Raw genomic sequence first — 24,938 nt, forward strand, 5'->3', positions numbered from 1 at the left:
GGCATTCACCTGGCCTCGACGGCGATTCCTAAGACTCCGACGCGGCTTCCCATGGATGGTCCCGGGAAATCCTGTGAGTTACTCCACAAGGAGTATGTCATTGCCGAGAGTGACGGAGTGACACGGGCAGGGGCGCGCCGCACGGCGTCAGTGCCGCCGCAGCCGCTTGAGGCAGCGGTGCCCGAGAACCCGGACGAGCTCCCTCGACGAGGTCTGGTGCACCGCGCGCGCCGAGGTCCCGCCGGGCGCCGCGGCCACCGCGGCGAGCGCCCCGTACAGGGCCTGAGCGGCCACCTCGGGGGCGATCCGGGCTTCGCCGCCCGGCCCCTGCCCGGCGGGCAGGGGCGCGGCGGACAGCAGGGCCGGGTCGCCGATCACCCGTACCCCCGTCGCCCCGATCCGGTCGGCCATCTCGGCGCCGATCCCGGCGGCCGCCCGGACGGCCCAGTCGGGTGTGGAGATCCTCACGTCCTGTGAGGTGGGGCTGCACGTGTTCTTCATATGCATGACGGCGCCGTTACGAACCAGCAGGGAATAGAGCTCGTCCGGGAGGCCATTTCCGCGGAATTCCTTGTTGAGGTTGCGCAGCATTTCGGTCTCGGCGAGGGTGAGAGAGCGATTCGCCGTGTCCGGAACGGGCTGAAGGAGATTCGCGGGCAGTCCGAGCAGCCCCTCGAAGGTGCGCATCAGCCCGCCCCGGTCCCGGTCGTCCACCACGACGACGGTGACCCGCTCCGGCCCGATCACCCGCACCCACCGCTCGACCAGCCGGTCGTGCCTGTGCCGGCGCCAGAAACTGGGGTTGGGCTTCTCGTAGGGGGCCTTGCGGAGCATGTGCTCCAGCCACTCCTCGTAGCCCATGCGCAGGCCGTTCTGCACGTACTGCTGCCACTGCGAGGGCATGATCCTCACCAGCGGGCGCAGGGTGACCAGCACCTGCACCGACTCACCGCCGAGCTGCTCGACGATCCGCCCGGCGGTCGCGTCGTCGGGGGCGTCGGCGAAGAACTCGCTGCTGATCACGCAGGTGTGGCGGCCGGTGGCGTGCACCTGTTCCACGAGCCGCGTCCAGTGCCGCTCGGTGGGCGTGGTGTCGCCGATCATCCCGCTCCGGGAGCAGGCGGCCAGCACGGCCTGCATGGGGTGTCTGCTCTGCGCCGGGTACGCGACGCCGTACGCCGGCAGTTTCTCCTTGGCCGCGAAGAGCGCGCCCTGGATCGAGGTGGTCCCGGTCTTGTGCGGCCCTATGTGCAGCAGGCGGGTGCCGGCGGCCAGCGGGGTGGGTTCCGTGGGGGCCGGGACGCTGTCACTCGTACAGTCCGCGGGGTTCGTACAGTCCGTCTCCATGGTCAGAAGACGGTAAGAGAGGTTCCTTAGGGGACGCTGAGAGGAGCCTGGGGCACAGATGAGTCCCGGGCTCCGGTCGGCGTTTCCTCCCTCGGGGTCCGTGCCTGCGCCCGGGCGGAGAGAGACCCGTGGCGGCCGGCCGACGGACGGCCGACCGCCACGGGTCCGCGAAGACGAAGCCGGAGGAGCCGGCCGGGCCACAAGGGCCGCAAGGGCCAGCGGGACCGCAAGGGCTAGAAGGGCTCGAAGCCCTCGAACTCCTCGGCCGCCTCGTCCCGTTCGGCCTGCTTGTCCCGGCGGCGCGTGGTCGCGGGACGCGGCTCCTCGAAGCGGTGGTCCTCGCCTCGGCGGCCGAGCATCTCGGCGCCGGCCGTCACGGACGGCTCCCAGTCGAAGACGACCGCGTTGTCCTCGGGACCGATGGCGACGCCGTCGCCGCCCCGGGCGCCCGCCTTCATCAACGCGGCCTCCACACCGAGGCGGTTGAGCCGGTCGGCGAGATAGCCGACGGCCTCGTCGTTGTTGAAGTCGGTCTGGCGCACCCAGCGTTCGGGCTTCTCGCCCCGGACGCGGTACAGGCCGTCCTCCTCCAGCGTGACGGTGAAGCCGGTGTCGTCGACCGCCTTCGGACGGATGACGATCCGGGTCGCCTCCTCCTTCGGCTTGGCCGCGCGCGCGGCGCCCACCATCTCGGCGATGGCGAAGGACAGCTCCTTCAAGCCCATGTGGGCGACCGCGGACACCTCGAAGACGCGGTAGCCGCGCGCCTCCAGATCCGGGCGGACCATCTCGGCGAGGTCCTTGCCGTCCGGTACGTCGATCTTGTTCAGCACCACGAGCCGCGGCCGGTTGCCGAGGCCGCCGTACTGCTTGAGCTCCTCCTCGATCATGTCGAGGTCGGAGAGCGGGTCGCGCTCGGACTCCAGGGTCGCCGTGTCCAGCACGTGCACGAGGACGCTGCACCGCTCGACGTGGCGCAGGAACTCCAGGCCCAGGCCCTTGCCCTGGCTGGCGCCCGGGATCAGGCCCGGCACGTCGGCGATGGTGTAGACCGTGGAGCCGGCCGTCACGACGCCCAGGTTCGGGACGAGGGTCGTGAACGGGTAGTCCGCGATCTTCGGCTTGGCGGCGGACAGGACGGAGATCAGCGAGGACTTGCCCGCGCTCGGGAAGCCGACGAGGGCCACGTCCGCGACCGTCTTCAGCTCCAGGACGATGTCCTGGAAGTCACCGGGCACGCCGAGCAGCGCGAAGCCGGGCGCCTTGCGGCGGGCCGACGACAGCGCCGCGTTGCCGAGGCCGCCGCGGCCGCCCTGGGCGGCGATGTACGAGGTGCCATGGCCGACCAGGTCCGCCAGCACGTTGCCGGCCTTGTCCTGGATCACGGTGCCGTCCGGGACCGGCAGGATCAGGTCCTGGCCGTCCTTGCCGGAGCGGTTGCCGCCCTCGCCGGGCTTGCCGTTGGTGGCGTTGCGGTGGGGCTTGTGGTGATAGTCGAGGAGCGTGGTGACCGACTGGTCGACGACCAGGATCACATCGCCGCCACGGCCGCCGTTGCCCCCGTCGGGGCCACCGAGCGGCTTGAACTTCTCACGGTGGACGGAGGCACAGCCGTGGCCTCCGTTACCCGCGGCGACATGGAGTTCGACGCGGTCCACGAAGGTGGTCATGGTGGGTGCCTCCAGCACTGCGAAAACGTACGGGTTTCTTACTGCCTAACACGCGAAAGGCGGACCCGCCTTCCCACACGGGAAGTGAGGTCCGCCTCGCGAAAGCTTCCGATCAGGCGACCGGAACGATGTTCACGACCTTGCGGCCACGGTGGGTACCGAACTCCACCGCGCCGGCGTTCAGCGCGAACAGCGTGTCGTCGCCGCCACGGCCGACGCCCGCACCGGGGTGGAAGTGCGTGCCGCGCTGGCGGACCAGGATCTCACCAGCGTTGACGACCTGACCGCCGAAGCGCTTCACGCCGAGCCGCTGGGCATTGGAGTCGCGACCGTTCCGGGTGGACGATGCGCCCTTCTTGTGTGCCATGTCTCCTCAGTCCCTTACTTCGCAGCCGCGGGGATCTCAGTGACCTTGATCGCCGTGTACTGCTGGCGGTGGCCCTGACGACGGCGGTAGCCGGTCTTGTTCTTGTAGCGAAGGATGTCGATCTTGACGCCCTTGTGGTGGTCCACGATCTCGGCCTGGACCTTGATGCCGGCCAGCACCCACGGGTCGCTGGTCACAGCGTCGCCGTCGACAACGAGCAGGGTCGAGAGCTCGACCGTGTCGCCAACCTTGGCAGTGGAAATCTTGTCAACCTCAACGATGTCGCCGACAGCAACCTTGTGCTGGCGACCACCGCTGCGCACGATGGCGTACACGCTGATCTCACTCTCTCGCTCTGGGACCGCATCCCCGAAGTCCAGCCGCCCGGGAACGAACACGGACGGCCTCTCCCGACCACCGAGGTAACCGGCACCCGGAAGGAAGAGGGTTTACGGGGATGTGGCGTGTCAGCCGACACGCCGAGGGTCAAGGCTACGGGCCCCGGCTTGAGGGGTCAAACCGGGCCCGACCCTGCCGGCTCGGCTCCGATCGTCTTCCGCTCCCCGGCCTCGCACGCAGGTGACATGCCCCCGTCGGGTCTCCGCCGGAAGCCGGCCCCTGCGCCTCCGACGACCCGCCCCGCGTGCGCGTATCCCGTATCAACCCCGCCACCGGATCACAGTTCCATCACGGAACGCGCCCACCCCTGGCCGGATATCCCGCGACGCACCGATATGCCCCGACTGCCCCTCGATCGCCTCCGATCGAACTTCTCCTGTCCGTCACAGAAACGCACAGGATTCACATACGATCCACATTCACTGTCAATTCAAGATCATTCGTTGATCGTGGCCGATCAACACCCTTGGGGGGGACCAGAGTTATGGCTGGAAAGAGGCGTGCCGAAATCGGCCGGAGACGTTTCATACGGCTGGCCGGGGGTGGCGCCGCAGGCGTGGCGGTCGTGGGAGGCGGAGCCGTCACCGCGATGGCCACCGGGGTGTTCGAGTCACCGACGCCGCCGGACCCGTTCGCCAACATGCCGCGGTCGATCGCGCTGAGCCTGCCGTCCGGCACGGGCGGGGAGCCCATACCCGTACCGCCGCTGCCGGACCCGCTGGAGGGCGGCAGCGTCAGCGCGCCGAGCGCCGGCACGCGCATCCCTTACACGGGCGGCACGCCGACCGAGACGGACGTCCCGACCACCCTGCCGTTCGAGTTCCAGAAGGCCGGCTACCAGATCGACCCCGATCTGCCGGAGGCCATGCGGCCATGGCGCAACCGGGCCACCACCTGGGCCAACGTCAACCTCTCGTCGGGGGACTACCACCTGAACTCCGACGGCGTGTACATGAAGTACACGGCCGACGGGAAGTCCTACGACCACCCCGTGGGGCAGATCCAGTTCGGCCTCGGCTGCATCACCAGCTACCGCGTCGAGACGGACCCGACCCGCAAGGCCGTGTTCCTCAAGCGCGCCAAGGCCCAGGCCGACCGGCTGATCGCCAAGCGGGTCGAGACCCGCGGCGCCTGGTACTTCCCGTACCCGTTCGACTTCACCCACGCCGAGCACAGCGGTGTCGTCTACAAGGCGCCCTGGTACTCCGGCATGGCCCAGGGCGAGGCGATCAGCCTCTTCGCCCAGCTCGCCGCCCTGGAGGACGGGCTCAGCGCGGACGAGCGGGCCCTGTACCGGTCGGCCGCCGACGGCGCCTTCGCCTCCCTGCTGCGCGCCGACAACACGAACCCGTGGGTGGTGAACAAGGACAAGGCCGGCTACCTCTGGATCCAGGAGTACCCGTTCAAGACGGCCGGCACGGGCGACTACACGTACAACGGCATGATCTTCGCCATGTTCGGCGTCTGGGACTACCACCAGCTGACCGGCAACGAGCTCGCCGCCCAGCTGTACGACGGCGCCGCCACGACGATCGCCCGGTACTTCGCCCTGCTGCGCAACCCGCGCTGGTTCTCGTACTACTGCCAGACGCACCGGATCCCGGCGAACACCTATCACCACCACCACATCACGCTGTGGCAGCAGCTGAACTGGCAGACCAACAGCTCGGTCTTCGCCCACCAGCTGGACATGCTGATCGAGGACGTCCCGCCGGGCGTGAAGTCCGGCTCGGTGATCGCGATCGCCGCCGGCACGCACACCCTTTACAAGCTGGACACCAAGGCCGACGGCAGCTGGGTCAAGGCCAAGGCGGACAAGATCCTCAGCTCGAAGAAGGTCGTCTTCGCCCGGGCCACCCAGGCCCCGATCGACATGCGGCGACGCATCCAGGGCGCGGGCGTCTGGTACCGGATCAGCGCCGGAGCGTACAAGGGCTACTGGATCGGGGAGGCCTACCCGAAGGCGTTCCTGCGCGGTGAGCACATCACCGTCGCCTACCGGGCGCCGCGCACGCTCACGATCGCCGCGAACGCCTCCGTCGAGGCGATCAGCTTCGGCACCAACGGCGTGGCCGGCACGCTCAAGACGCTGAAGTACTCCGCGGCGCAGACCCTCCAGTTCGACCGCAGGGCGGTCGTGAACGGGCGGCCGATGCTGCGGATCACCTCGGAGGAGTTCGCCGGGTACTGGATTCCCGCCACCCAGGTCACCACCGACGGACACTGATCGACACGGTTCGGGCCGGTACGCGTCAGGGGCCGCTCCCGTCGAACGGGCGGCCCCTCCCCGTATGCTCGCGATGCGTAGCCAGACACCGGAAGGCGGAGAAGTGAACTACAGGGTCCAGCCCAGCGCCCAGGTCGACGCGGGTGCCGAGATCGGCGCCGGGAGCAGTGTGTGGGACCTCGCACAGATCCGGGAGGGCGCGCGGCTCGGCGAGGGCTGCGTGGTCGGCCGCGGGGCGTACGTCGGTTCCGGTGTCCGCATGGGCGACAACTGCAAGCTCCAGAACTACGCGCTGGTCTACGAGCCGGCCGAGCTCGGCGACGGCGTCTTCATCGGCCCCGCCGTGGTCCTCACCAACGACCACAACCCGCGTTCCGTGGACCCCGAGGGCAAGCAGAAGCGCGGTGGCGACTGGGAGGCCGTCGGCGTGCGGATCTCCGACGGGGCGTCCATCGGGGCGCGTGCCGTGTGTGTCGCGCCCCTCACCGTCGGCCGCTGGGCGATGGTCGCCGCGGGCGCCGTCGTCACCAAGGACGTGCCGGACTTCGCGCTGGTCGTGGGCGTCCCGGCCCGCCGCGTCGGGTGGGTAGGACGGGCCGGCGTCCGGCTCGTCGAACGGGAGGGTGAGCCCGATGTGTGGGAGTGCCCGCAGAGCGGCGCCCTCTTCGACGAGAAGGACGGGACACTGGTCGAGCGCACCGCGTAGCGCCCGTCCGCGTTGACCCGATTTACGTACCTGTAAACGCAAGGTTCACGAAATCGTTATGCGAGCGAGTCGAAGCCCGAAAGCCGTGTTCTGACCACGGCTTGGACGGACATGGACAGGACACGACAGGACGCGCTCCCCCCACGGGGCAACCCACTGCGGATCCGACGCGTCCAACCCTTTGCCTACCATTCCCTTTGCTCGCGAACCCCACATGCCCGCCCCCAGTAGAAGAGTGCTCTGTGAAAGTCATCAGCATCGTCGGTGCCCGTCCCCAGTTGGTGAAGCTCGCCCCCATCGCGGCCGCCTTCGCGGAAACCGAGCACGAGCACGTCATCGTGCACACCGGGCAGCACTACGACGCCGACCTCTCGGACGTCTTCTTCTCCGGACTCGGCATCCCGGATCCCGACGTCCACCTCGGGGTCGGCTCCGGCAGCCACGGCGTGCAGACCGGCGCCGTCCTCTCCGCGCTCGACCCGGTCCTCGACCGTGAGCAGCCCGACTGGGTACTCGTCTACGGCGACACCAACTCCACCATCGCCGGCGCGCTGTCGGCCGTGAAGATGCACCTGCCCGTGGCGCACCTGGAGGCGGGCCTGCGCTCCTTCAACCGGCGGATGCCGGAGGAGCACAACCGCGTCCTCACCGACCACAGCGCCGACCTGCTCCTCGCGCCGACCGAGGAGGCCATGCGCCACCTCGCGAACGAGGGCCTCGCCGACCGCGCCCGGCTGGCCGGCGACGTGATGGTCGACATCTGCCTGCGCATCCGCGACCAGGTCCGCGCCGGCGAGTTCCCGGCGCCGGAGCTGCCCGAGGGCATCGACCCGACGCAGCCCTTCCTGCTGGCGACCCTGCACCGCCCGGACAACACCGACGACCCCGCGCGACTCGCCGCGATCGTCGACTCGCTCGCCAAGCTGCCGGTGCCGGTGGCGCTCGCCGCCCACCCGAGGCTCGTCGCCCGCGCCCACGAGCACGGCATCGACCTGTCCCAGGGCAACCTGCACGTCGGCCGCCCGCTGCCGTACGCGAGCCTGGTCGCCGCCGTGCTGGCGTCCGTGGGCGTGGTGACGGACTCCGGCGGCCTCCAGAAGGAGGCGTTCCTGCTGGAGCGCATCTGCACCACGATCCGCCCGGAGACGGAGTGGGTGGAAACCGTCAACACCGGCTGGAACGTCCTTGTACCCGACCCGCACACGCTGTCGCCCCAGGACTGGGCCGAGACCGTGACCCGTGCCGTGCCGACCGACGACCCCGGCATCCCGTACGGCGACGGCCGCGCGGCGCACAACGTCGTCCGTCTCATGGAGGAATGGAAGGGGGGCAGCCGGCCCGCCTGACATGAGGAACGGAACCGGGGAGCGTGGCCGTCCGCCTGCGGACGGCCACATGTGACCCACAGTCCGTGCATGTCAGCGTGCTAGCGTCAACCGCTATGTCATCGTCTCCCCCGTCCGGGCCGCCTGCGGAAGGCAAGCGACCGCACGTCATCTATCTCGCCATCGGCTTCCCGCCCGCCGCCAAGAGCTCCACCTACCGGATGCGCGAGACCGCCAACCAGTTCGTGAAGGTCGGCTGGGACGTCACGGTCGTCAACATCGCCCGGGAGTCCTGGGAACTCGACTCGGGCATCGACCTCTCGCTGCTGGACCAGGTCGACCCCCAGGTGAAGATCGTCGAGCTGCCGCTGGCGCGCGAGGATCTCGAGACGGACATCCGCCTCTTCGACGAGGCGCGTGCCCTCGACCCCAACGGCTGGGTCGCCAAGCTCCGCAAGCGCCAGACCGAGAACTTCCCCGAGCCGAACTTCGGCGAGTGGCGTAACGACCTCGAGCAGGCCGTGCAGCGCATCCACCGGGAACACCCGGCGGACCTGGTGCTCGCCAGCTGCGTGCCGTACGTGAACCTCGCCGCGGCCTGGAAGCTGTGGGAGGACGCGAAGGTGCCGTACGCGGTGGACTTCCGCGACGGCTGGTCCATCGACGTCATCGACGGCGTCGAGGCCTTCGCCCGCGACTCCGCCGAGGGCCGCTGGGAGCAGAAGATCCTGGACCACGCGGCGTCGCTGTGGGTCGTCAACGACCCCATCGCCGACCACTACCGGGCGCGCTACCCCGCGTTCGCGGACCGCGTGCACGTCGTCCGCAACGGCTACGACGCGGACAGCTCTCCGGGCCGGGCGCACAACCCGGACCCCGACTCCGGACTCGTCTTCGGCTACCTCGGCACGGTCAACTTCACCGTCCCGCACCTGGAGACGGTGCTGAACGCCTGGCGTGCGGCCCGTGCGAAGGAGCCGCTGCTGGCGAACGCGCGCTTCGAGCTGCGCGGCCACCTCGGCAACGGCGCCAGCCGCGGGGCGAACCGACACGCCGAGGTCTTCAAGGAGGCCGAGGCCGACGGCGTCGTCTTCGGCGGCCCTGCCGCCAAGGCCGAGGTCTCCTCGATCTACGCCCGCTGGGACGCCATGGTGCTGATCCTCATCGGCGGCCGGTTCGTGACCTCCGGCAAGGTGTACGAGTACATGGCGACCGGCCTGCCGATCGTGTCGGCGCACGCCGTCGAGCACGACGCCTCGAACGTGCTGAGGGGCCACCCGCTGTGGACCGGCGCCCCCGGCATCGACGAGGCGGGCCTGACCGAGTCCTTCATCAAGGCCGCCCACATGGCGGTCGAGACCACCGACGAGGAGCACGCCGACGCGATGGCCCACGCCGACCAGTTCACTCGTGAGGCGCTGATGTCCGTCGCCGTCAAGAACCTTGTCGAGGAGCTCGCCAAGTGACCGAAGTCCTGCTCGTGGCGTCCGTCAGGCCGAATTTCGGCGTGCTCGCCGACACGGTGCGCAAGTTCAACGCCCAGGGCGCGCGCGTGCACCTGGCGGGCATGTTCCACCTGGAGGCCGAGGGCGTCCCGGAGGAACTCGCCCAGGTCGAGCTGGCCGGTGCGCACCAGCTGCCGCGCACGCTCAAGCACCGCAGCCAGGCCGTGCGCCGCCGGCTCGGCAAGGCCCCGCGCGGCCTGCGCAACTGGACCCAGGTGCGGAGCGACTCGTGGCTGCGCTCCCACGGCCGCAAGGCGGACGTGCTCGTCGCCCTCGACGTGGCCGCCGTGTACACGGTGTGGCGGCTCGCCGAGTACAACCGCACCGCCGCGGCCAGGTTCGGGCTCGCGCCCGCGCTGAAGGCCGTCGAGGAACTGCGGGAGCAGGGCGGCACCACGGCCCGCCACTCCACCGTCCTGCCACCGCTGAGCGCCGTCGCGCGTGATGTGAAGCGTTCGGTCGACCGGCTGCCCGCGCAGCTGGTGCGCACCGTGACCCCGCGGCCCCTGATGCGTTCCGGCGTCGGCGCCCGCCTGTGGCGCTCTGCCGTGACCGCGCCCGGCATGCCCATAAAGGTGCGCGCCGCGACCTCGCGGTACGTCGCCGAGGGCATGCAGTGGGCGGGCCGCACCAGCGGTGCCGCGCTCACCCTCGCGGACGCCGCCTCGAAGATCCCGGACCTCCAGCTGCGGGCGGACCTCTACAACGAGGGCGTCATGCAGGAGCTGAAGAAGGGCATCAGCCCCCGCTTCCTGGGCAAGGCGGTCGCGGCCCAGCTCGCGAACGCCGACGCGCTCTTCGCCGAGGGCAGGACCGACGAGGCGGCCGAGGCGCTCAACCGCACCCTGTTCCTGCACTTCCACCGGGTGCTGCACATCGACCAGTTGTCGTCGCCGCTGGCGAAGGACGCCGAGGGCTTCGTCGCCCCGCTGCACCGCTCCAAGGCGTTCCAGGCACTGAGCCGCCCGCGCGGCCGCAAGGTGCCCGCCGCGCCCGCCCCCACCGACCGCCCGCTGCGGCTGCTGGTGACGACGAGCGCCAACGACAACTTCCTGCACCTGATCAAGGAGCACTTCGCCGGCCACCCCGGCGTCGAGCTGCGCTATCTCGACCTGGCCGCGAACAAGCACCTGAAGCGGATCTCCTGGGCGGCTCCGCGCATGCTCAAGGACCGCCTGGTGGGCGACACGAGCGACTACCAGGAAGAGGTGGAGCGTCTGATGCGCCCGCACCTCGACTGGGCCGACACCGTGTTCCTGGAGTGGGCGGCCGGTCCGGCCGGCATGCTCACCTCGATCGACCCGGGCGACACCCGGATCGTGGTGCGCCTGCACAGCTACGAGGCGTTCACGCGCTGGCCGCACATGACGGACTTCTCCCGGATCGACGACCTCGTCTTCGTCGCCCCGCACGTGAAGGACCTGACGGCCTCGCTCGTGCCGACGCTGCGCGGCGAGCAGGCCCCGGAGTTCCACCTCATCGACAACGCCATGGACCTGTCGGGCTTCAACCGTGCGAAGCCGGCCGAGGCCCGCTTCAACCTCGGTCTGATCGGCATCAGCCAGGTCGCCAAGGACCCCAAGTGGGCCCTGGACGTCCTGGAGCGGGTCCGCAGGCACGACGAGCGCTACCGGCTGCTCCTGGTCGGCGGCGACATGGACCCGAAGACCAGCCAGGCCACCAAGGACTACCTGGCCGAGTTCGAGGAGCTGCTGGCCCCGCTGGAGGAGTCCGGTGCGGTGGTCCGGCTCGGCGCGACGGACGACGTCCCGTCGAAGCTCGTCGAGATCGGTACGATCCTCAGCTCCTCGGTGCGCGAGGGCTGCCACGTCGGTGTGATGGAGGGCGCGGCCAGCGGTGCCGTCCCCGTCGTCCGCGACTGGCCGTTCTACGCGGGCAAGCCCAACAGCGCCCGCACCCTCTACCCCGAGGGCTGGGTCGTGGCCTCCCCCGCCGAGGCGGCCGAGCGGATCCTGAAGATCACGGCCACGGAGGAGTCCTGGCGCGGGGCGGGCAAGCTCGCCAACGAGCACGCGCTGAGCGTGTGGGACTGGCCCGTGGTGCAGAAGCACTTCGAGAAGCTGTTCCTCGAAGCGGACCGGACCGGCTGAGAACGAGCCGGCCCTTCGCCGCACGAGTGAAGCCGCCGTATGAGTGAGGGCCCCCGGGATCATCCCGGGGGCCCTCACTCATACGCTCGCTCGGGCGCTCACGGGTGCCGCAGCCGCCATCCCGCCCACGCCGACTCCACCATCTCCCGCACACCGCGCTCCGCGCTCCAGCCGAGCTCCTGGTGGATGAGGTCGCCGGAGGCCACGACCCGGGCCGGGTCGCCCGGACGGCGGCCGGACACGTCGGGCTCGATCTCCGGGCAGCCCGCGACGTCCTGGATGACGCCGATCATCTCGGCGACCGAGACACCCTCGCCACGGCCGATGTTGAGGACCAGCCGGGCCTCGGGATCGGCGGCCAGCCGGCGGGCGGCCGCGACATGCGCGGCGGCGATGTCCTCGACGTGGATGTAGTCGCGGACGCAGGTCCCGTCGGGCGTCGGATAGTCGTCACCGAAGATCCGGGGCGCCTCCCCCGCCTCGAGGCGCTCGAAGACCATCGGGACGAGGTTGAAGACGCCGTCGTCGCCCAGCTCGGGCGTGGCCGCGCCCGCCACGTTGAAGTAGCGCAGCGACGCGGTCGCCATCCCGTGCCGGGCGCCGACCGCCCCGACCAGCCACTCGCCGGCGAGCTTGGTCTCGCCGTAGGGGTTGATCGGCGCGCACGGCGTCTTCTCGGTGACGAGATCGACGTCGGGCATGCCGTACACGGCGGCGGACGAGGAGAACAGGAACCGGCCGACTCCCGCGGCGACGGCGGCGTCCAGCAGGACCCGCATGCCCTCGACGTTCTCGCGGTAGTAGTACAGCGGCCGGTCCACGGACTCGCCCACCTGCTTCTTGCCCGCGATGTGCACGATGCCGGTGATGCCGTGCTCGCGCAGCACCCGCTCGACGGTGTCGCCGTCGAGCACCGTGCCGACCTCCAGCACCACACCGTCGGGGAGCCGCTCGGCCCGGCCCGTGCTCAGGTCGTCGAGGACGACGACCCGCTCACCGGCGTCCGTCATCGCCTTCACGACATGCGAGCCGATGAAACCGGCGCCGCCCGTGATCAGCCAGGACATGGGAAAACCTTCCTGCACCAGGGCCCCGCCCCCTGATACGGGACGGGGCCACGAGGTTGTTCGCGTACGAGCGTCAGCCGCCGATGACGACGCGGCGGACGCCCTTCCAGGCCTCCGGGTCCGTCGTACGGCGACCGTCGACCAGCACGGTGACGTCCGGCAGGTCGGCCGGGGTCAGCGTGCGGTACTCGGCGTGATCGGCCTGGAGGACCGCCGCGGTGACCTTCTCGCCCGCGTGCGGGGTGAGGCCGTGGGCGGCGAGCTCCTCGTCGGTGTACATCGGGTCCGAGACGAAGGGCACCGCGCCCCGCGCCTTGAGGGCCTCGACGGTCGGGAAGACGCCGGAGAAGGCGGTCTCCTTCACGCCACCGCGGTAGGCGGCGCCCAGCACCAGCACGCCCACGCCGGTCAGGTCGCCGTAGGCGGCGGCCAGCAGGTCGACGGCGTACTCGGGCATCGCGGCGTTCGCCTCACGGGCGGAGCGCACGACGGTCGCGGCCGGGTCGTTCCACAGGTACATCCGCGGGTAGATCGGGATGCAGTGACCGCCGACGGCGATGCCCGGCTGGTGGATGTGGCTGTAGGGCTGCGAGTTGCAGGCCTCGATGACCTTCTTGACGTCGATGCCGTTGCTGTCGGCGAAGCGCGCGAACTGGTTCGCCAGGCCGATGTTGACGTCCCGGTAGGTCGTCTCGGCGAGCTTGGCCAGCTCGGAGGCCTCGGCGGTGCCCAGGTCCCACACGCCGTTGGCCTGCGGCAGGTCGGCGCGCTCGTCGAAGTCCAGGACCTGCTCGTAGAACTCCACACCACGGGCGCTCGACGCCTCGTCGATGCCACCGACCAGCTTGGGGTAGCGGCGCAGGTCGGCGAAGACCCGGCCGGTCAGCACCCGCTCCGGGGAGAACACCAGGTGGAAGTCCTCGCCCGCGGTCAGCCCCGAGCCCTCGGCCAGCATCGGCGCCCAGCGGGTGCGGGTGGTGCCGACGGGCAGCGTGGTCTCGTAGCTGACGAGCGTGCCGGGCTTGAGGCCCTGGGCGATCGCCTTCGTCGCGGAGTCCATCCAGCCGAAGTCCGGGGTGCCCTCGGCGTCCACGAACAGCGGGACGACCACGACGACGGCCTCGGACTCGGCGACGGCGGACGCGGTGTCCGTGGTCGCGCTCAGCAGCCCGGCGTCGACGGCCTGCTTCAGCTTGACGTCGAGGTCGTGCTCGCCGGGGAACGGCTCGACACCGGCGTTGACCAGCTCGACGACCTTCTCGTTGACGTCCGCGCCGATGACCCGGTGGCCCTTGGAGGCGAACTGCACGGCCAGCGGCAGGCCGATCTTGCCGAGTGCTACTACACAGATGTTCATGGAGGGTCGCTACTTCCTTTTGGAACCGGTCGGCTTCTTGGAGCCGGTCGGCTTGGACTTCTTGGCGCCGGCGGCCCGCTTCAGGCGGCCGGCCCCGGACTTCAGTTTCCGCACGAGTCTCCCGAGCCCCCGACGGAGCAACGTGATCTTCGGCGGGTACATCTGGGCCGTGTCGATCACGACACGCCCCTTGTCGTTCACCACGGCCGACGCCCGGTAGGGGTCCCCCTCCCGGCCCCACTGGCGGGCCAGCGGCATGGGCAGGTCCTTGCCCCGTACGGGAATCTCGTACGTCGAACCGGCCACGTCCAGGTATACCCGCACCCCCCGCTTCGCGGTGACGTACGCCAGCGGGACCCGGGCGTGCAGCACGGTGGCCGCGCCGTCCGCGGAAGGCTCGAGCGTGATCTCGCCCACCGGCGCCGGCAGGACGTGGTCCGCCTTCAGCCGGCGCGCGCCGGGCTTGTTCGCCGACTTGGGCATGGCCTTGTCGGCGAGCCGCAGCACCGCGCCGTCGACGTCGCCGAGCACCGGCACCCGCACGGACAGCGTGTAGGTGAGCGCCTCGCCCTGCTGCTCCCAGGCGGAGGCCAGCAGCTCGGTGCCCTGGGCGAGACGGCCGGGCACGGACTCCCCGACCAGCTCGTAGACCCGGTCGGCCAGGCCGATGCGCGGGTCGCGGAAGCCGGCGTACCGGGCGTAGGCGCGTTCGCCCTCGAGGACGAACGGCGGCGCCCCGTGCTCCTTCTCCGAGCTGATCGCCTCGGCGAGCTCGTCGATCGCGCCGGCCCGGGCGAGTGCTATGCGCACCCGGCGCTTCACGTCCATCGCGTCACGGACGCCGTCGGTGAAGTAGGCGTCGGCGAGCCGCGCGATGCCCGCGCAGAGCTGCCGCTGGAGCTCGCGGTCCAGGCCGGGGAAGTCGTCCTGGACGAGCTTGGCGAGCTCCCAGGTGAAGTGCCGGCGCAGCAACGCGTCCCGCTCGGGGCCCGCGTCGACGAGACCGGCCGTGAAGTCCATGATCTCGGCGGCTGCCCGCAGCCGCGCCAGGTGGTCGGCGCGGTACGTGATGTTGCTGGCGTCACCGCGCTTGACCGCGTAGTAGCAGGTGTAGTCGGCCACCACCGAGATCTTCTTCGCGCGGACGCACGCCTCGATGGTGAACGGCTGGTCGCTGCCCACGGGCAGGTGCTCGGGGAAGCGCAGCTTGTACTTCTCGACCAGGTCCCGGCGGAACAGCTTGGTGTTGGCCAGCGTGAAGGGCAGCGCGGAGTGGTACAGGCTGACGTCCGGGTCGTTCTCCTTGTACAGCGCCTGGTGCACGTACCGGCCGTTGGTGCCGACCATCTTGCCGACCACGACGTCGGAGCCGTGCTGGTCGGCGCAGTCCACCATCCGCTCCAGCGCTTCCTCACCGAGGTAGTCGTCGGAGCCGATGAAGTACACGTAACGGCCGGTGGCCACGTCCAGCGCCCGGTTGCTGGGCGCGGCCGGGCCGCCGGAGTTCGGCTGGTGGAGCACCTTGACGGTGTCCGGGTACAGCGCGGCGAAACGGTCCAGCTCGGTGCCGCTGTCGTCGGTGGAGCCGTCGTCGACCGCGACGATCTCCAGCCGCTCACGGCCGATGCTCTGCCCGACGAGGGAGTTCAGGCACTCCGTCAGGTACGGCATCGTGTTGTAGACGGCAACGACGACGCTGACGTCAGGCGCAGCACACATTCTCCGGCTCCTGGTCTCCGACAGCCGACGGCCGGCTGGGTCCTGCGGGGAAAGTCTCACAGAACATAGGAGTCCTGCCGAGCACGCACCGTTCCCCCGATGTGTGATGCTCAGCTGCCATCTGCGGCCAGATCCTCCGGCTGAAGGGACACGGTGCGGTTGCTGGTCGCCGACTCGAGGACCGCGGCCGCCACCTCGACGGTACGCATGCCCTGGCGCAGGGTACAGATGTCGGCCTGCTTGCCGAGCACCGCGTCCCGGAACAGCTCGTGCTCGACGAGCAGCGGCTCCCGCTTCGGGATGGCGTACCGGATCATGTCGCCCTCGGACACCCCGCGGAACGCCCGCAGGGCCTCCCACTCGGTGGTCACGGCGGCGTTGGAGTGGAACGTGAGGTCGGCGGTGAGGGTGTCGGCGATGAAGCAGCCGCGCTCACCGGTGACCGAGGTGAACCGCTCCTTGAGCGGGCTCAGCCAGTTCACCAGGTGGTTGACCATGGTGCCGTCGTCGAGACGCCCCACCGCGGAGACCATGTCCTCGTGCTCACGGCCGCTCTTGGAGACGGTGTGCGCGGCGATGGACACGTACTGGCGTCCGGTCACCCAGCCGGTGAGGTCGATGTCGTGGGTGGCGAGGTCCTTGACGACGCCGACGTCCGCGATGCGGTGCGGGAAGGGTCCCTGGCGGCGGGTGACGACCTGGTAGACGTCACCGAGCTCACCGGCCTCCAGCCGGGCGCGCAGCGACATCAGCGCCGGGTTGCAGCGCTCGATGTGACCGACACCGGCCACCAGACCACGCGACTCGAACGCCTCGACGAGACGACGGGCGCCGTCGACGGTGTCGGCGACCGGCTTCTCGACCAGCGCGCACACGCCGGCCTCGGCGAGCGCCAGACCGACCGGCTCGTGCAGGGCGGTCGGGCAGGCCACGACGGCGTAGTCCACGCCGAGGGCGATGAGCTCCTCGACGGTGTTCAGGATCGGCGCGCCCTGGGCGGCGCCGAACTTGTCGCCCATCGGGTCGACGACGCCGACGAGGTCGACGCCCTCCAGACCCGACAGGACGCGGGCGTGGTGACGCCCCATGGAACCGAGGCCGACGAGTCCCGCTCGCAGCGACTTCCCGGTACTCACAGTTGCTCCCCCAGAGCATTGACGGCGATGACGATGCGCTCAAGATCCTGGGCGGACAGGGCCGGGTGCACGGGCAGGGACACGACCTGGGCGGCCGCGCGGTCCGTCTCGGGCAGGTCCCAGTCACGGCCGGCCTTCTGGTCCGGCTCCCAGTACGGCTTCAGCCGGTGGATGGGAGTCGGGTAGTACACGGCGTTGCCGATGCCGGCCTCGGTCAGCTTGGCCATGGCGGCGTCGCGGTCACCCAGGACCCGCAACGTGTACTGGTGGTAGATGTGCCGCGCGCCCTCGGCGACCTTCGGCGTGACCACGTTGGGCGCGGTGATGTGCTCGGTGAGGTACGCGGCGTTGGCGATGCGCTGCTCGGTCCAGCCGTCCAGCTTGCCGCGCTGGACGCGGCCGATGGCGGCGGACACGTCCGTCATGCGCACGTTGGCGCCGACGATCTCGTTGGCGTAGCGCTTCTCCATGCCCTGGTTGCGCAGCAGGCGCAGGGTGCGGGCGGTCTCCGCGTCCCCGGTGGAGATCATGCCGCCCTCGAGGCTGTGCATGTTCTTCGTCGGGTAGAAGCTGAAGGTGCCCGCGGCGCCGAAGGCGCCGACCGGGGTGCCGTGCAGCGCGGCCGCGTGGGCCTGGCAGGCGTCCTCGATCACGGCGAGCCCGTGCTGCCCGGCGATCGCCATGATCTTGTCCATGGCGGCCGGGTGACCGTACAGGTGCACCGGCATGATCGCGGCGGTGCGCGGCGACAGGGCGGCCTCGACCGCGGCCGGGTCCAGACAGTACGTCTCCGGGTCGATGTCGACGAAGACCACGTCGGCGCCGACCAGCCGTACGGCGTTGGCGGAGGCGGCGAAGGAGAACGACGGCACGATGACCTCGTCGCCCGGGCCGAGGCCGAGGGCGAGGAGCGAAAGGTGCAGCGCGGAGGTTCCGGAGTTGACCGCGACGCAGTGACGCCCGTCGACGAGCTCCGAGAACTCCTCCTCGAAGGCGGCCACCTCGGGCCCCTGGACGACCATGCCGCTGCGCAGCACGCGCACCGCGGCCTCGATCTCCTCCTCGCCGATCACGGGTTTGGCGGCCGGTATGAACTCATGGGCGTCGGTCATCGACATCCCCTCCTCTACGGCGACCTCTTAGCCGCACCACGTCTTGCATGGTCGGGAAGAGACCGTGTCGATGCTCAGCACGGCCGCATCCCTGGTTGTCCGCCGATGCCGGTGAGCGGGGCGGACGGGTTGTACACAGGACCCCGCCCCCTGAGGGCTCCTTGCGGGAAGTCGGCCGTGTCCGGTTGGAAGACCGGATGTGCTCATCGGCCGGGGTCACGGTGTGCATGTCATGGGCCACCGGGACCACAGTGCACGTTACCAGCACGCGGACAGCGATTTTCCCCAGGGTTACCACAGTGAAACTCACAGAGAGCGTGCGCTCCGTCACAAGCGAGAACCGGACGACACAGGGTAACTCGCTGCTGAACGCAATGCGACGCGGGCACCCGGAGGATACCGGGTTGCCCGCGCCGCATCAGAACCGGAGCGAAGCGGAGGTCACTCCTCCGTCGAGACCGACACGGTCGGCTGGCTCTGCTGGGCCGCCGACGTCGTCGTCTTCGACACCGCCTTCGCGGCCTTCTTCGCCGTCGTCTTCTTGGCGACGGTCTTCTTCGCGGTCGTCTTCTTCGCCGCCGCCGTCTTCTTGGTGGCGGCCTTCTTCGCCGTGGCCTTCTTCGCCGTCTTGCGGGCGGCCGCCTTCTTCGCCGGAGCGGCCTCCGCCTCCTCGGCGGGCGCCTCGCTCTCCTCGACGACGGTCTCCGCCACGGCCGACGGCACGACCACGACGGCCGTCTCCTCGGACGCGGTCGGCGCGGTGGCCTTGCGCACGGCACGGCGCCGCGGGCGGGCCGGAGCCGCACTCTCGACGACGGGCTCGGCGACGTGCTCCGCCTCGGGCTCCTCCACCGGAGCGGCCTCGGCGGCCGGGGCCGGCGCGACCGGCTCGGCGACCGTCAGCACGGTGGTCTCCGCCCCTGCGGGCGAACCGGCCGGCGCGGACACCTTGCGGGTGGCGCGACGACGGGCCCGGCCCTTGGGCGCGGCCTCGTCGACCGGGGCCTCGACGACCGGCGCCTCGACGACCGGGTCCTCGACGGCGACCGGCTCGGCCTGCGCGGTGACCGCCTCGGCCGGCTGCACCGGACGCGCGGTCTCCGCCTCGGCGGTGACGTCCTGCGCGGTGGGCGTCTCGACGACCGCCTCCGCGGCAGCCTCGACAGGCTTTTCCGCGGCGCTCGCCTCGGAGCCGCCCGCCCTGCGCGGCGCGGCGCCCCTCGGCGCACCCGCCGGAGCGGACGCCCGGCGGCTCGCCCGACGGCGGCCCCGGCCACGCGTGGCAGCGGCCTCCGCCTCGGCGATGCTGCTGTACAGCTCCTCGTCCGGCGCGAACTCGGGGGCCTCGAGCGCGATCGGCTCGGCCACCTCGGCGGCGACCTCGGCCTCGCTCTCCGTCTCCTGCCCGGCGCTCACGAACGGCTCGACGACATCGGCCGTCACCGTCTCGTGCTCGTGGTCGTGGCCCTGTCCGTCGCCGCCGCGGCCGCGCTTCTTGCGCTTGCCGCCGCCACCGACCGCGGTCGGCTGCTCCATGTGGACGATGACCCCGCGCCCGTTGCAGTGCACGCAGGTCTCGGAGAACGACTCCAGCAGCCCCTGGCCCACCCGCTTACGGGTCATCTGCACGAGCCCCAGCGAGGTCACCTCGGCGACCTGGTGCTTCGTACGGTCGCGGCCCAGGCACTCCAGCAGGCGCCTGAGCACCAGGTCCCGGTTGGACTCCAGCACCATGTCGATGAAGTCGATCACGATGATGCCGCCGAGGTCGCGCAGCCGCAGCTGGCGAACGATCTCCTCGGCCGCCTCCAGGTTGTTCCTGGTGACCGTCTCCTCGAGGTTGCCGCCCTGACCGGTGAACTTGCCGGTGTTGACGTCGACGACGACCATCGCCTCGGTCCGGTCGATCACCAGCGAACCGCCGCTGGGCAGCCAGACCTTGCGGTCCAGCGCCTTGGCGAGCTGCTCGTCGATCCGGTACGTGGCGAAGACGTCGACCTCGGAGGTCCACCTGGACAGGCGGTCGGCCAGGTCGGGCGCGACGTGCGCGACGTACCCGTGGATGGTCGACCAGGCCTCGTCACCGCTGACGATGACCTTGGAGAAGTCCTCGTTGAAGATGTCGCGCACGACCCGGACGGTCATGTCCGGCTCGCCGTACAGCAGCGTCGGGGCGTTGCCGCCCTTGGCCTTCTTCTGGATCTCCTCCCACTGCGCCTGGAGCCGCTCGACGTCACGGCGCAGCTCGTCCTCGCTCGCGCCCTCGGCGGCGGTGCGCACGATGACGCCCGCGTCCTCGGGGACGATCTTCTTGAGGATCGTCTTCAGCCGGGCCCGCTCGGTGTCGGGCAGCTTGCGGCTGATACCGGTCATCGAGCCCTCGGGCACGTACACGAGGTAGCGGCCCGGGAGGGAGACCTGGCTGGTCAGCCGGGCGCCCTTGTGGCCGATCGGGTCCTTCGTCACCTGGACGAGGACCGGCTGGCCCGACTTGAGGGCGGCCTCGATGCGACGCGGCCCGTTGGCCATGCCGAGCGCCTCGAAGTTGACCTCACCGGCGTACAGGACGGCGTTGCGCCCCTTGCCGATGTCGATGAAGGCGGCCTCCATCGACGGCAGCACGTTCTGGACCTTGCCCAGGTAGACGTTGCCGACGTAGGAGGTGGCCTGCTCCTTGTTGACGTAGTGCTCGACGAGCACGTTGTCTTCCAGGACGCCGATCTGGGTGCGCTCGCCGCTCTGGCGGACGACCATCACCCGCTCGACGGCCTCGCGGCGGGCCAGGAACTCGGCCTCGGTGATGATCGGCACCCGCCGGCGGCCCTGCTCACGGCCTTCCCGGCGGCGCTGCTTCTTGGCCTCCAGACGGGTCGAGCCCTTGATGGACTGCACCTCGTCGGACGGCTCGGAGGGCTTGCGCGGCTCACGGACCTTGACGACCGTGCGCTCCGGGTCCCCGTCGGACGGCTCGGCGTCGGGAGAGGAGTCACCGGCGCGACGACGCCGGCGACGGCGACGACGGCTGCCGGCGGTGGAGCCACCGGCGTCCTCATCGGCGTCCTCCGCGTCCTCGTCCTCCTGCTCGGCGGTGTCCTCGGCGTCCTGCGCGGCCTGTTCGGCGGCGAACTCGTCGGACTCGGCGTCCCCCTCGCCGTCGGCGGCATCGCCACGGCGACGGCGACGGCCGCCACGACGGCGACGACGGCGCGACCCGGTCTCCTCGGTCTCGTCGTCACCGTCGACGGCGTCCTCGGCCTCGTCGGCCTCCTCCGGCTCGGTCTCCGGCTCGTCCGCGACGGCGGGGGCGGCGGGTGCGGCCGCGGCGGTCCGGCCGGTCTCGGCCTCGTCGCCGAAACCGGATCCCCGGCGACGACGGCGACGACGCGACCCGGTCGGCTCCTCCGGAGCCTCCTGAGCCACCTCGACGTCCTCGGGCTCCTCGGTCTCCGTCACCTCGACCCCGGCGGCGGCAGCCTCGGCTGCGGCCCGCTGCGGCGTCTGGAACTGCGGCTCGGCGAACACGGGCGCCTGGAACACGGCGACCGCGGGCCGCGCCGGACGACGCGTCGCGTCGCCCTCCGCGCTCTCCTGCGAGGGCGCGGAGAAACCTCCGGCGGCCCGACGGACCACACGACGACGCCCACGGCGGGAGCCGGCGTCCTCGTCGGCCTCGGCGGACTGCGCGGGCTGAGCGGGCTGAGCGGTTTCGGCGGCGGGCGTGGCCTCGGCCGGAGCGGCGGGAGCCTCGGGGGCCTTCGCCTCCTCGACGGGGGCGACGGCAGCGGTGACGGCCGGCTCGGGAACCTCGGCCTCGGCGGGCGCGGTCACCCGACGCGTGGCGCGACGGCGGGTCCGGGGAGCGGGCTCGGCGGGCGCCTCGGCGGGCACGGCCGAAGCCTCGGCCTCGGCGATCGCGGCCGGAGCCTCGGTGACGACGGCGGGCGTCTCGGCCTCCGGCGCACCGGCGGGCGCGGTCGCCCGGCGGGTGGCGCGGCGGCGCGTGCGGGGCGCGGCCTCGGCGGGCGTCTCGTCGGCCGGCCGGGCGACGGGCTCGGACTCCGCGGCGGGCTGCTCCACGGCTGCGGGCTCGACGACCTCGGCCGGAGCCTCGGAGGGCGTGGCCACGCGACGTGTGGCGCGGCGACGGCTGCGGCGAGGAGCGGCGTCCTCGGCGGCGGCCTCCTCGGCGGGGGCTTCCTCCACGGCGGGCGCGCTCACCTCGGCGGCGGCCACGGGCAGAACGGTCTCGGCGGCCTCGTCGGCGGCCGGAGCCCCGGCGGGCGCGGAGGCACGGCGGGTGGCCCGGCGCCGGGTGCGCGGCGCGGCCTCGGCGGCTTCCTCGGCCTTGGTGTCGGCCGTGCCGTCGGCCTGGGCGGCCTCGTCTTCGAGAGGCTCCTGTGCCAACTGCTCGGCGGACTCCACGGCCGGTATGGCCGGCGTGGTGGTCTCGGCCGAGGTGTCGGCGGCGGCGACCGGCGGACCCGCCGGCCGGGAAGCGGCACGGCGCCGACGACGCGGCGGCAGGGTGTCGCTGGGGGTGTTCGCTTCGGAGTCCGTGGCGGACTCTGCGGATTCGGTTGGCTCGAGCATGCGGGCGTTTCTCCCGTCAGGCTCCCGGGCGCCGCACCTGGTCCGGCGTCGATCACGAGGGATCGATCGCCGTTGACGTCCGCGGCTCGCGCGATGCGCGGTGCCGCCGTCCGGGGCGCGGGCGCCGCACGGGAGCTCTCTGTGTCCTGTCTCGCCGGTTCCGTACGCCGAATGCGTACGGCCTGGCGAAAGTCTTCTGGTCGGTTCGCCGCCCGACCCAGGTGGCTCCCGAGTACGAGGGCGGCGCTACGACGTTCGTTCCTTCGCGGAACCTTCCCTACGCGGGCGCCTTCGCGGTGGCAGCGGGATCGGCCGTTGTGGGGGCCTGAGCTGCCTCGCGGTCGGGCGCGAGCGGGTCGGTCACCGTGCCGGTCTCTTCATCGAGCAGCCCCTGCGCCAGCCTGGTCACCGCTACGGGGACCGGCGGCGCCAGGTCGGCCACGGCGCGAAGACCGGACAGGACGTCGTCGGGTCGTACAGCAGGCGTCACGTGCCGAACAACCAGCCGCAGTATCGCACAGGGCTGGTCCGTCGGCCTATCAGCAGGTTCACTGTCCGTCTCGAGTTGTACGACAGCGGCGCGGGCGTCGAAGGTTCGGACGCCGTTCTTGGCCATGCGCTGGACCTCGACGGCGTCGGCCTTGTTGAAGGCCTCGACCGCGCGATCGGCGTCGGCCGGGTCCACCCCGACCAGCCGCAACTCCCATACGGAGGCCGTCAGCCGGTCGGCGAGACCCGAGGTCCGCACCTCGACCGCGTCGACGACGTCGAGCCCGGTGGGCAGCGACTCGTCGAGGAGGATTCTCAGCTTCTCCGGGTCACGCGCCGCGGTGAGCGCGATCTCCAGGTACTCCGCCTCACTGCCCGTGCCGGTGGGTGCGGCATTGGCGTACGACACCTTCGGATGCGGCGTGAACCCCGCCGAGTACGCCATCGGCACCTCGGCACGGCGCAACGCACGCTCGAAGGCGCGCTGGAAGTCACGGTGGCTGGTGAACCGGAGGCGGCCGCGCTTGGTGTAGCGCAGTCGGATGCGCTGCACCGCGGGTGCGGGCGGCGGGCCTTCGGGCTGTCGCTTGCCCAGTGTCGTTCAGTCCTTCGTGAGAGCGGTCGTACTCCTACCAAGAGTACGTGCCTCGCCCTCCGATGGTTCCCGCCGGCCGACCGGCTCCCGCTCCCGCGACTCCCCGAAAAGCATCCGCCGCACGTCCGCGCGGGCCTGCCGGGCGGTCTCCCGGGCGGCGGCCAGGGTCTGCCGGGTGGTCCGGCCCACGCTGCGCGCGGCCCGCGCGGCGGGACGCAGCACGGCGTCCCGGACGACATGCCCGACCGGGGTGAGGACGGTCCGGTACGCCCAGCGCACGGGCTCGACGAAGATCCACCGGAAGAGGGTCCCGAGGAACCCTCCGACGGCCCGCGAGATCCGCCCGGCGATCCGCCAGGCGTGCCCGAGGGCGTCCCCCACCTCGCGCGCGACGACCGCCAGGACGCGGCCGACGGGAACGAGCACCCAGCGCCACAGGGCGAGCGCGGGCAGCACGACCAGGATCCGGGCGGTCCAGTACAGGACCAGGCCGATCCCGGTGACGAGCAGCGCCAGGAGCCGCCACACCCCCCGCGCGCACCAGGCTATCGCCCGCCCCACCGGCGCGAGGAGCCACCGGTGGACCCAGCGGGCCGGAACGACGACGAGGTGGCGCACCAGCCACGCCACGGCGGTGTACGCGCCGACACCGACCGCGGCGAGCACGGCGCCGATCCCCTTCAGCAGCCACCGGCACGCGTGCCCGGCCGGCGTCAGCACCCGCGCGTACACCCACGCCAGTGCGGCCCCGATCCCCCGCGCCAGCCACGCGATGCCGTGCCCGACCGGAGTCAGGACGTACCGGTAGGACCACACCACCGGCATCACGAGCAGCACCTGTACGAGCCATCCGAGCGCCCTGCCCGAGGGGACGACGACGTACCGCCACAGCCCGACCAACGGCCGGACGAACAGCGCCTTCCCGAGCCACGACAGGGCCCGCCCCAGCGGCCGCAGCACCGTGTCCCGCAGCAGGCGCCCCACGACGACGAGCGCGTCCCACACCATCCGCACGGGCACGACGAGCACGAGCACGACGATCCGCACCGGCAGCCGGATCGCCACGACGAGACACCCCTCGGGCTCCCGTGCGGGCTCCCGCACGGGCAGCTGCGCGGGCGGTCCGGCGGGCGGTCCGGCGGGCGGTTTCTCCAGGTCCATAACGACGTAGACGCTACAACGGCCCCGGTGGATGCGTTGCTGAGGGAGGGTCAGG

Annotated in this window: 17 protein-coding genes; 5 read left to right on the forward strand and 12 right to left on the reverse strand. The window is 71.3% G+C overall.

What is annotated here, in order from left to right:
- Positions 1-147: 147 nt before the first annotated feature.
- The 4 genes from ABT070_RS03450 to rplU all read right to left on the reverse strand — a co-directional run bounded on the left by ABT070_RS03450 (position 148) and on the right by rplU (position 3,719).
- Entirely contained in the window at positions 148-1,347 is a 1,200-nt protein-coding gene (locus ABT070_RS03450; RefSeq protein ID WP_351753960.1) for a hypothetical protein, read from the reverse strand.
- A 233-nt stretch (positions 1,348-1,580) separates the two neighbouring features.
- Entirely contained in the window at positions 1,581-3,017 is a 1,437-nt protein-coding gene (obgE, locus tag ABT070_RS03455) for a GTPase ObgE (RefSeq protein ID WP_351754440.1), read from the reverse strand.
- 112 nt (positions 3,018-3,129) lie between these two features.
- The gene (gene rpmA, locus ABT070_RS03460; protein WP_007381992.1) at positions 3,130-3,384 is read right to left on the reverse strand and encodes a 50S ribosomal protein L27; all 255 of its coding nucleotides are present in this window, start codon (positions 3,382-3,384) and stop codon (positions 3,130-3,132) included.
- Between the two features lie 14 nt (positions 3,385-3,398).
- The gene (rplU, locus tag ABT070_RS03465) at positions 3,399-3,719 is read right to left on the reverse strand and encodes a 50S ribosomal protein L21 (protein ID WP_006374708.1); all 321 of its coding nucleotides are present in this window, start codon (positions 3,717-3,719) and stop codon (positions 3,399-3,401) included.
- Positions 3,720-4,339: 620 nt separating this feature from the next.
- Here rplU and ABT070_RS03470 point away from each other — a divergent pair.
- The 5 genes from ABT070_RS03470 (at position 4,340) to ABT070_RS03490 (ending at position 11,657) form a co-directional block, all read left to right on the forward strand.
- Positions 4,340-6,010, forward strand: coding sequence for a D-glucuronyl C5-epimerase family protein (locus ABT070_RS03470; protein ID WP_351753962.1), 1,671 nt, complete (start codon positions 4,340-4,342; stop codon positions 6,008-6,010).
- A 103-nt stretch (positions 6,011-6,113) separates the two neighbouring features.
- Positions 6,114-6,716: an acyltransferase gene (locus tag ABT070_RS03475; protein WP_351753964.1), complete on the forward strand. Its 603-nt coding sequence runs from the start codon at positions 6,114-6,116 to the stop codon at positions 6,714-6,716.
- Between the two features lie 242 nt (positions 6,717-6,958).
- A complete protein-coding gene (gene wecB / locus ABT070_RS03480) occupies positions 6,959-8,062 on the forward strand; it encodes a non-hydrolyzing UDP-N-acetylglucosamine 2-epimerase (protein WP_351753967.1) in 1,104 nt (367 codons plus the stop codon).
- 200 nt (positions 8,063-8,262) lie between these two features.
- A complete protein-coding gene (locus ABT070_RS03485; protein WP_351754443.1) occupies positions 8,263-9,507 on the forward strand; it encodes a glycosyltransferase in 1,245 nt (414 codons plus the stop codon).
- Positions 9,504-11,657, forward strand: a complete 2,154-nt coding sequence (locus ABT070_RS03490; RefSeq protein WP_351753970.1) for a glycosyltransferase family protein — start codon at positions 9,504-9,506, stop codon at positions 11,655-11,657. Before ABT070_RS03485 ends, ABT070_RS03490 begins: the two co-directional genes overlap by 4 nt.
- Before the next feature lie 98 nt (positions 11,658-11,755).
- Here the strand turns inward: ABT070_RS03490 and galE are convergent, their stop codons facing one another.
- From galE to ABT070_RS03530, 8 genes are all read right to left on the reverse strand, one after another.
- Positions 11,756-12,724: a UDP-glucose 4-epimerase GalE gene (galE, locus tag ABT070_RS03495; protein ID WP_351753973.1), complete on the reverse strand. Its 969-nt coding sequence runs from the start codon at positions 12,722-12,724 to the stop codon at positions 11,756-11,758.
- 73 nt (positions 12,725-12,797) lie between these two features.
- The gene (locus tag ABT070_RS03500) at positions 12,798-14,081 is read right to left on the reverse strand and encodes a nucleotide sugar dehydrogenase (RefSeq protein ID WP_351753976.1); all 1,284 of its coding nucleotides are present in this window, start codon (positions 14,079-14,081) and stop codon (positions 12,798-12,800) included.
- A gap of 9 nt (positions 14,082-14,090) precedes the next feature.
- Complete coding sequence (locus ABT070_RS03505) at positions 14,091-15,800, reverse strand: glycosyltransferase family 2 protein (RefSeq protein ID WP_351753978.1); 1,710 nt, start codon at positions 15,798-15,800, stop codon at positions 14,091-14,093.
- 110 nt (positions 15,801-15,910) lie between these two features.
- Positions 15,911-16,936: a Gfo/Idh/MocA family protein gene (locus ABT070_RS03510; protein WP_351753980.1), complete on the reverse strand. Its 1,026-nt coding sequence runs from the start codon at positions 16,934-16,936 to the stop codon at positions 15,911-15,913.
- Complete coding sequence (locus ABT070_RS03515; protein WP_351753983.1) at positions 16,933-18,048, reverse strand: DegT/DnrJ/EryC1/StrS family aminotransferase; 1,116 nt, start codon at positions 18,046-18,048, stop codon at positions 16,933-16,935. The genes ABT070_RS03510 and ABT070_RS03515 overlap by 4 nt, the downstream gene beginning before the upstream one ends.
- A gap of 441 nt (positions 18,049-18,489) precedes the next feature.
- Positions 18,490-22,638 carry an Rne/Rng family ribonuclease gene (locus tag ABT070_RS03520; protein ID WP_351753986.1) on the reverse strand — a complete coding sequence of 1,383 codons (4,149 nt, stop codon included), beginning with the start codon at positions 22,636-22,638 and terminating at the stop codon, positions 18,490-18,492.
- 277 nt (positions 22,639-22,915) lie between these two features.
- Positions 22,916-23,680 carry a TIGR03936 family radical SAM-associated protein gene (locus tag ABT070_RS03525; protein WP_351753989.1) on the reverse strand — a complete coding sequence of 255 codons (765 nt, stop codon included), beginning with the start codon at positions 23,678-23,680 and terminating at the stop codon, positions 22,916-22,918.
- 48 nt (positions 23,681-23,728) lie between these two features.
- The gene (locus tag ABT070_RS03530; RefSeq protein WP_351753992.1) at positions 23,729-24,883 is read right to left on the reverse strand and encodes a hypothetical protein; all 1,155 of its coding nucleotides are present in this window, start codon (positions 24,881-24,883) and stop codon (positions 23,729-23,731) included.
- Positions 24,884-24,938: the final 55 nt, after the last annotated feature.

The organism is Streptomyces sp. NPDC002884, assembly GCF_040295245.1.
GTDB lineage: Bacteria > Actinomycetota > Actinomycetes > Streptomycetales > Streptomycetaceae > Streptomyces.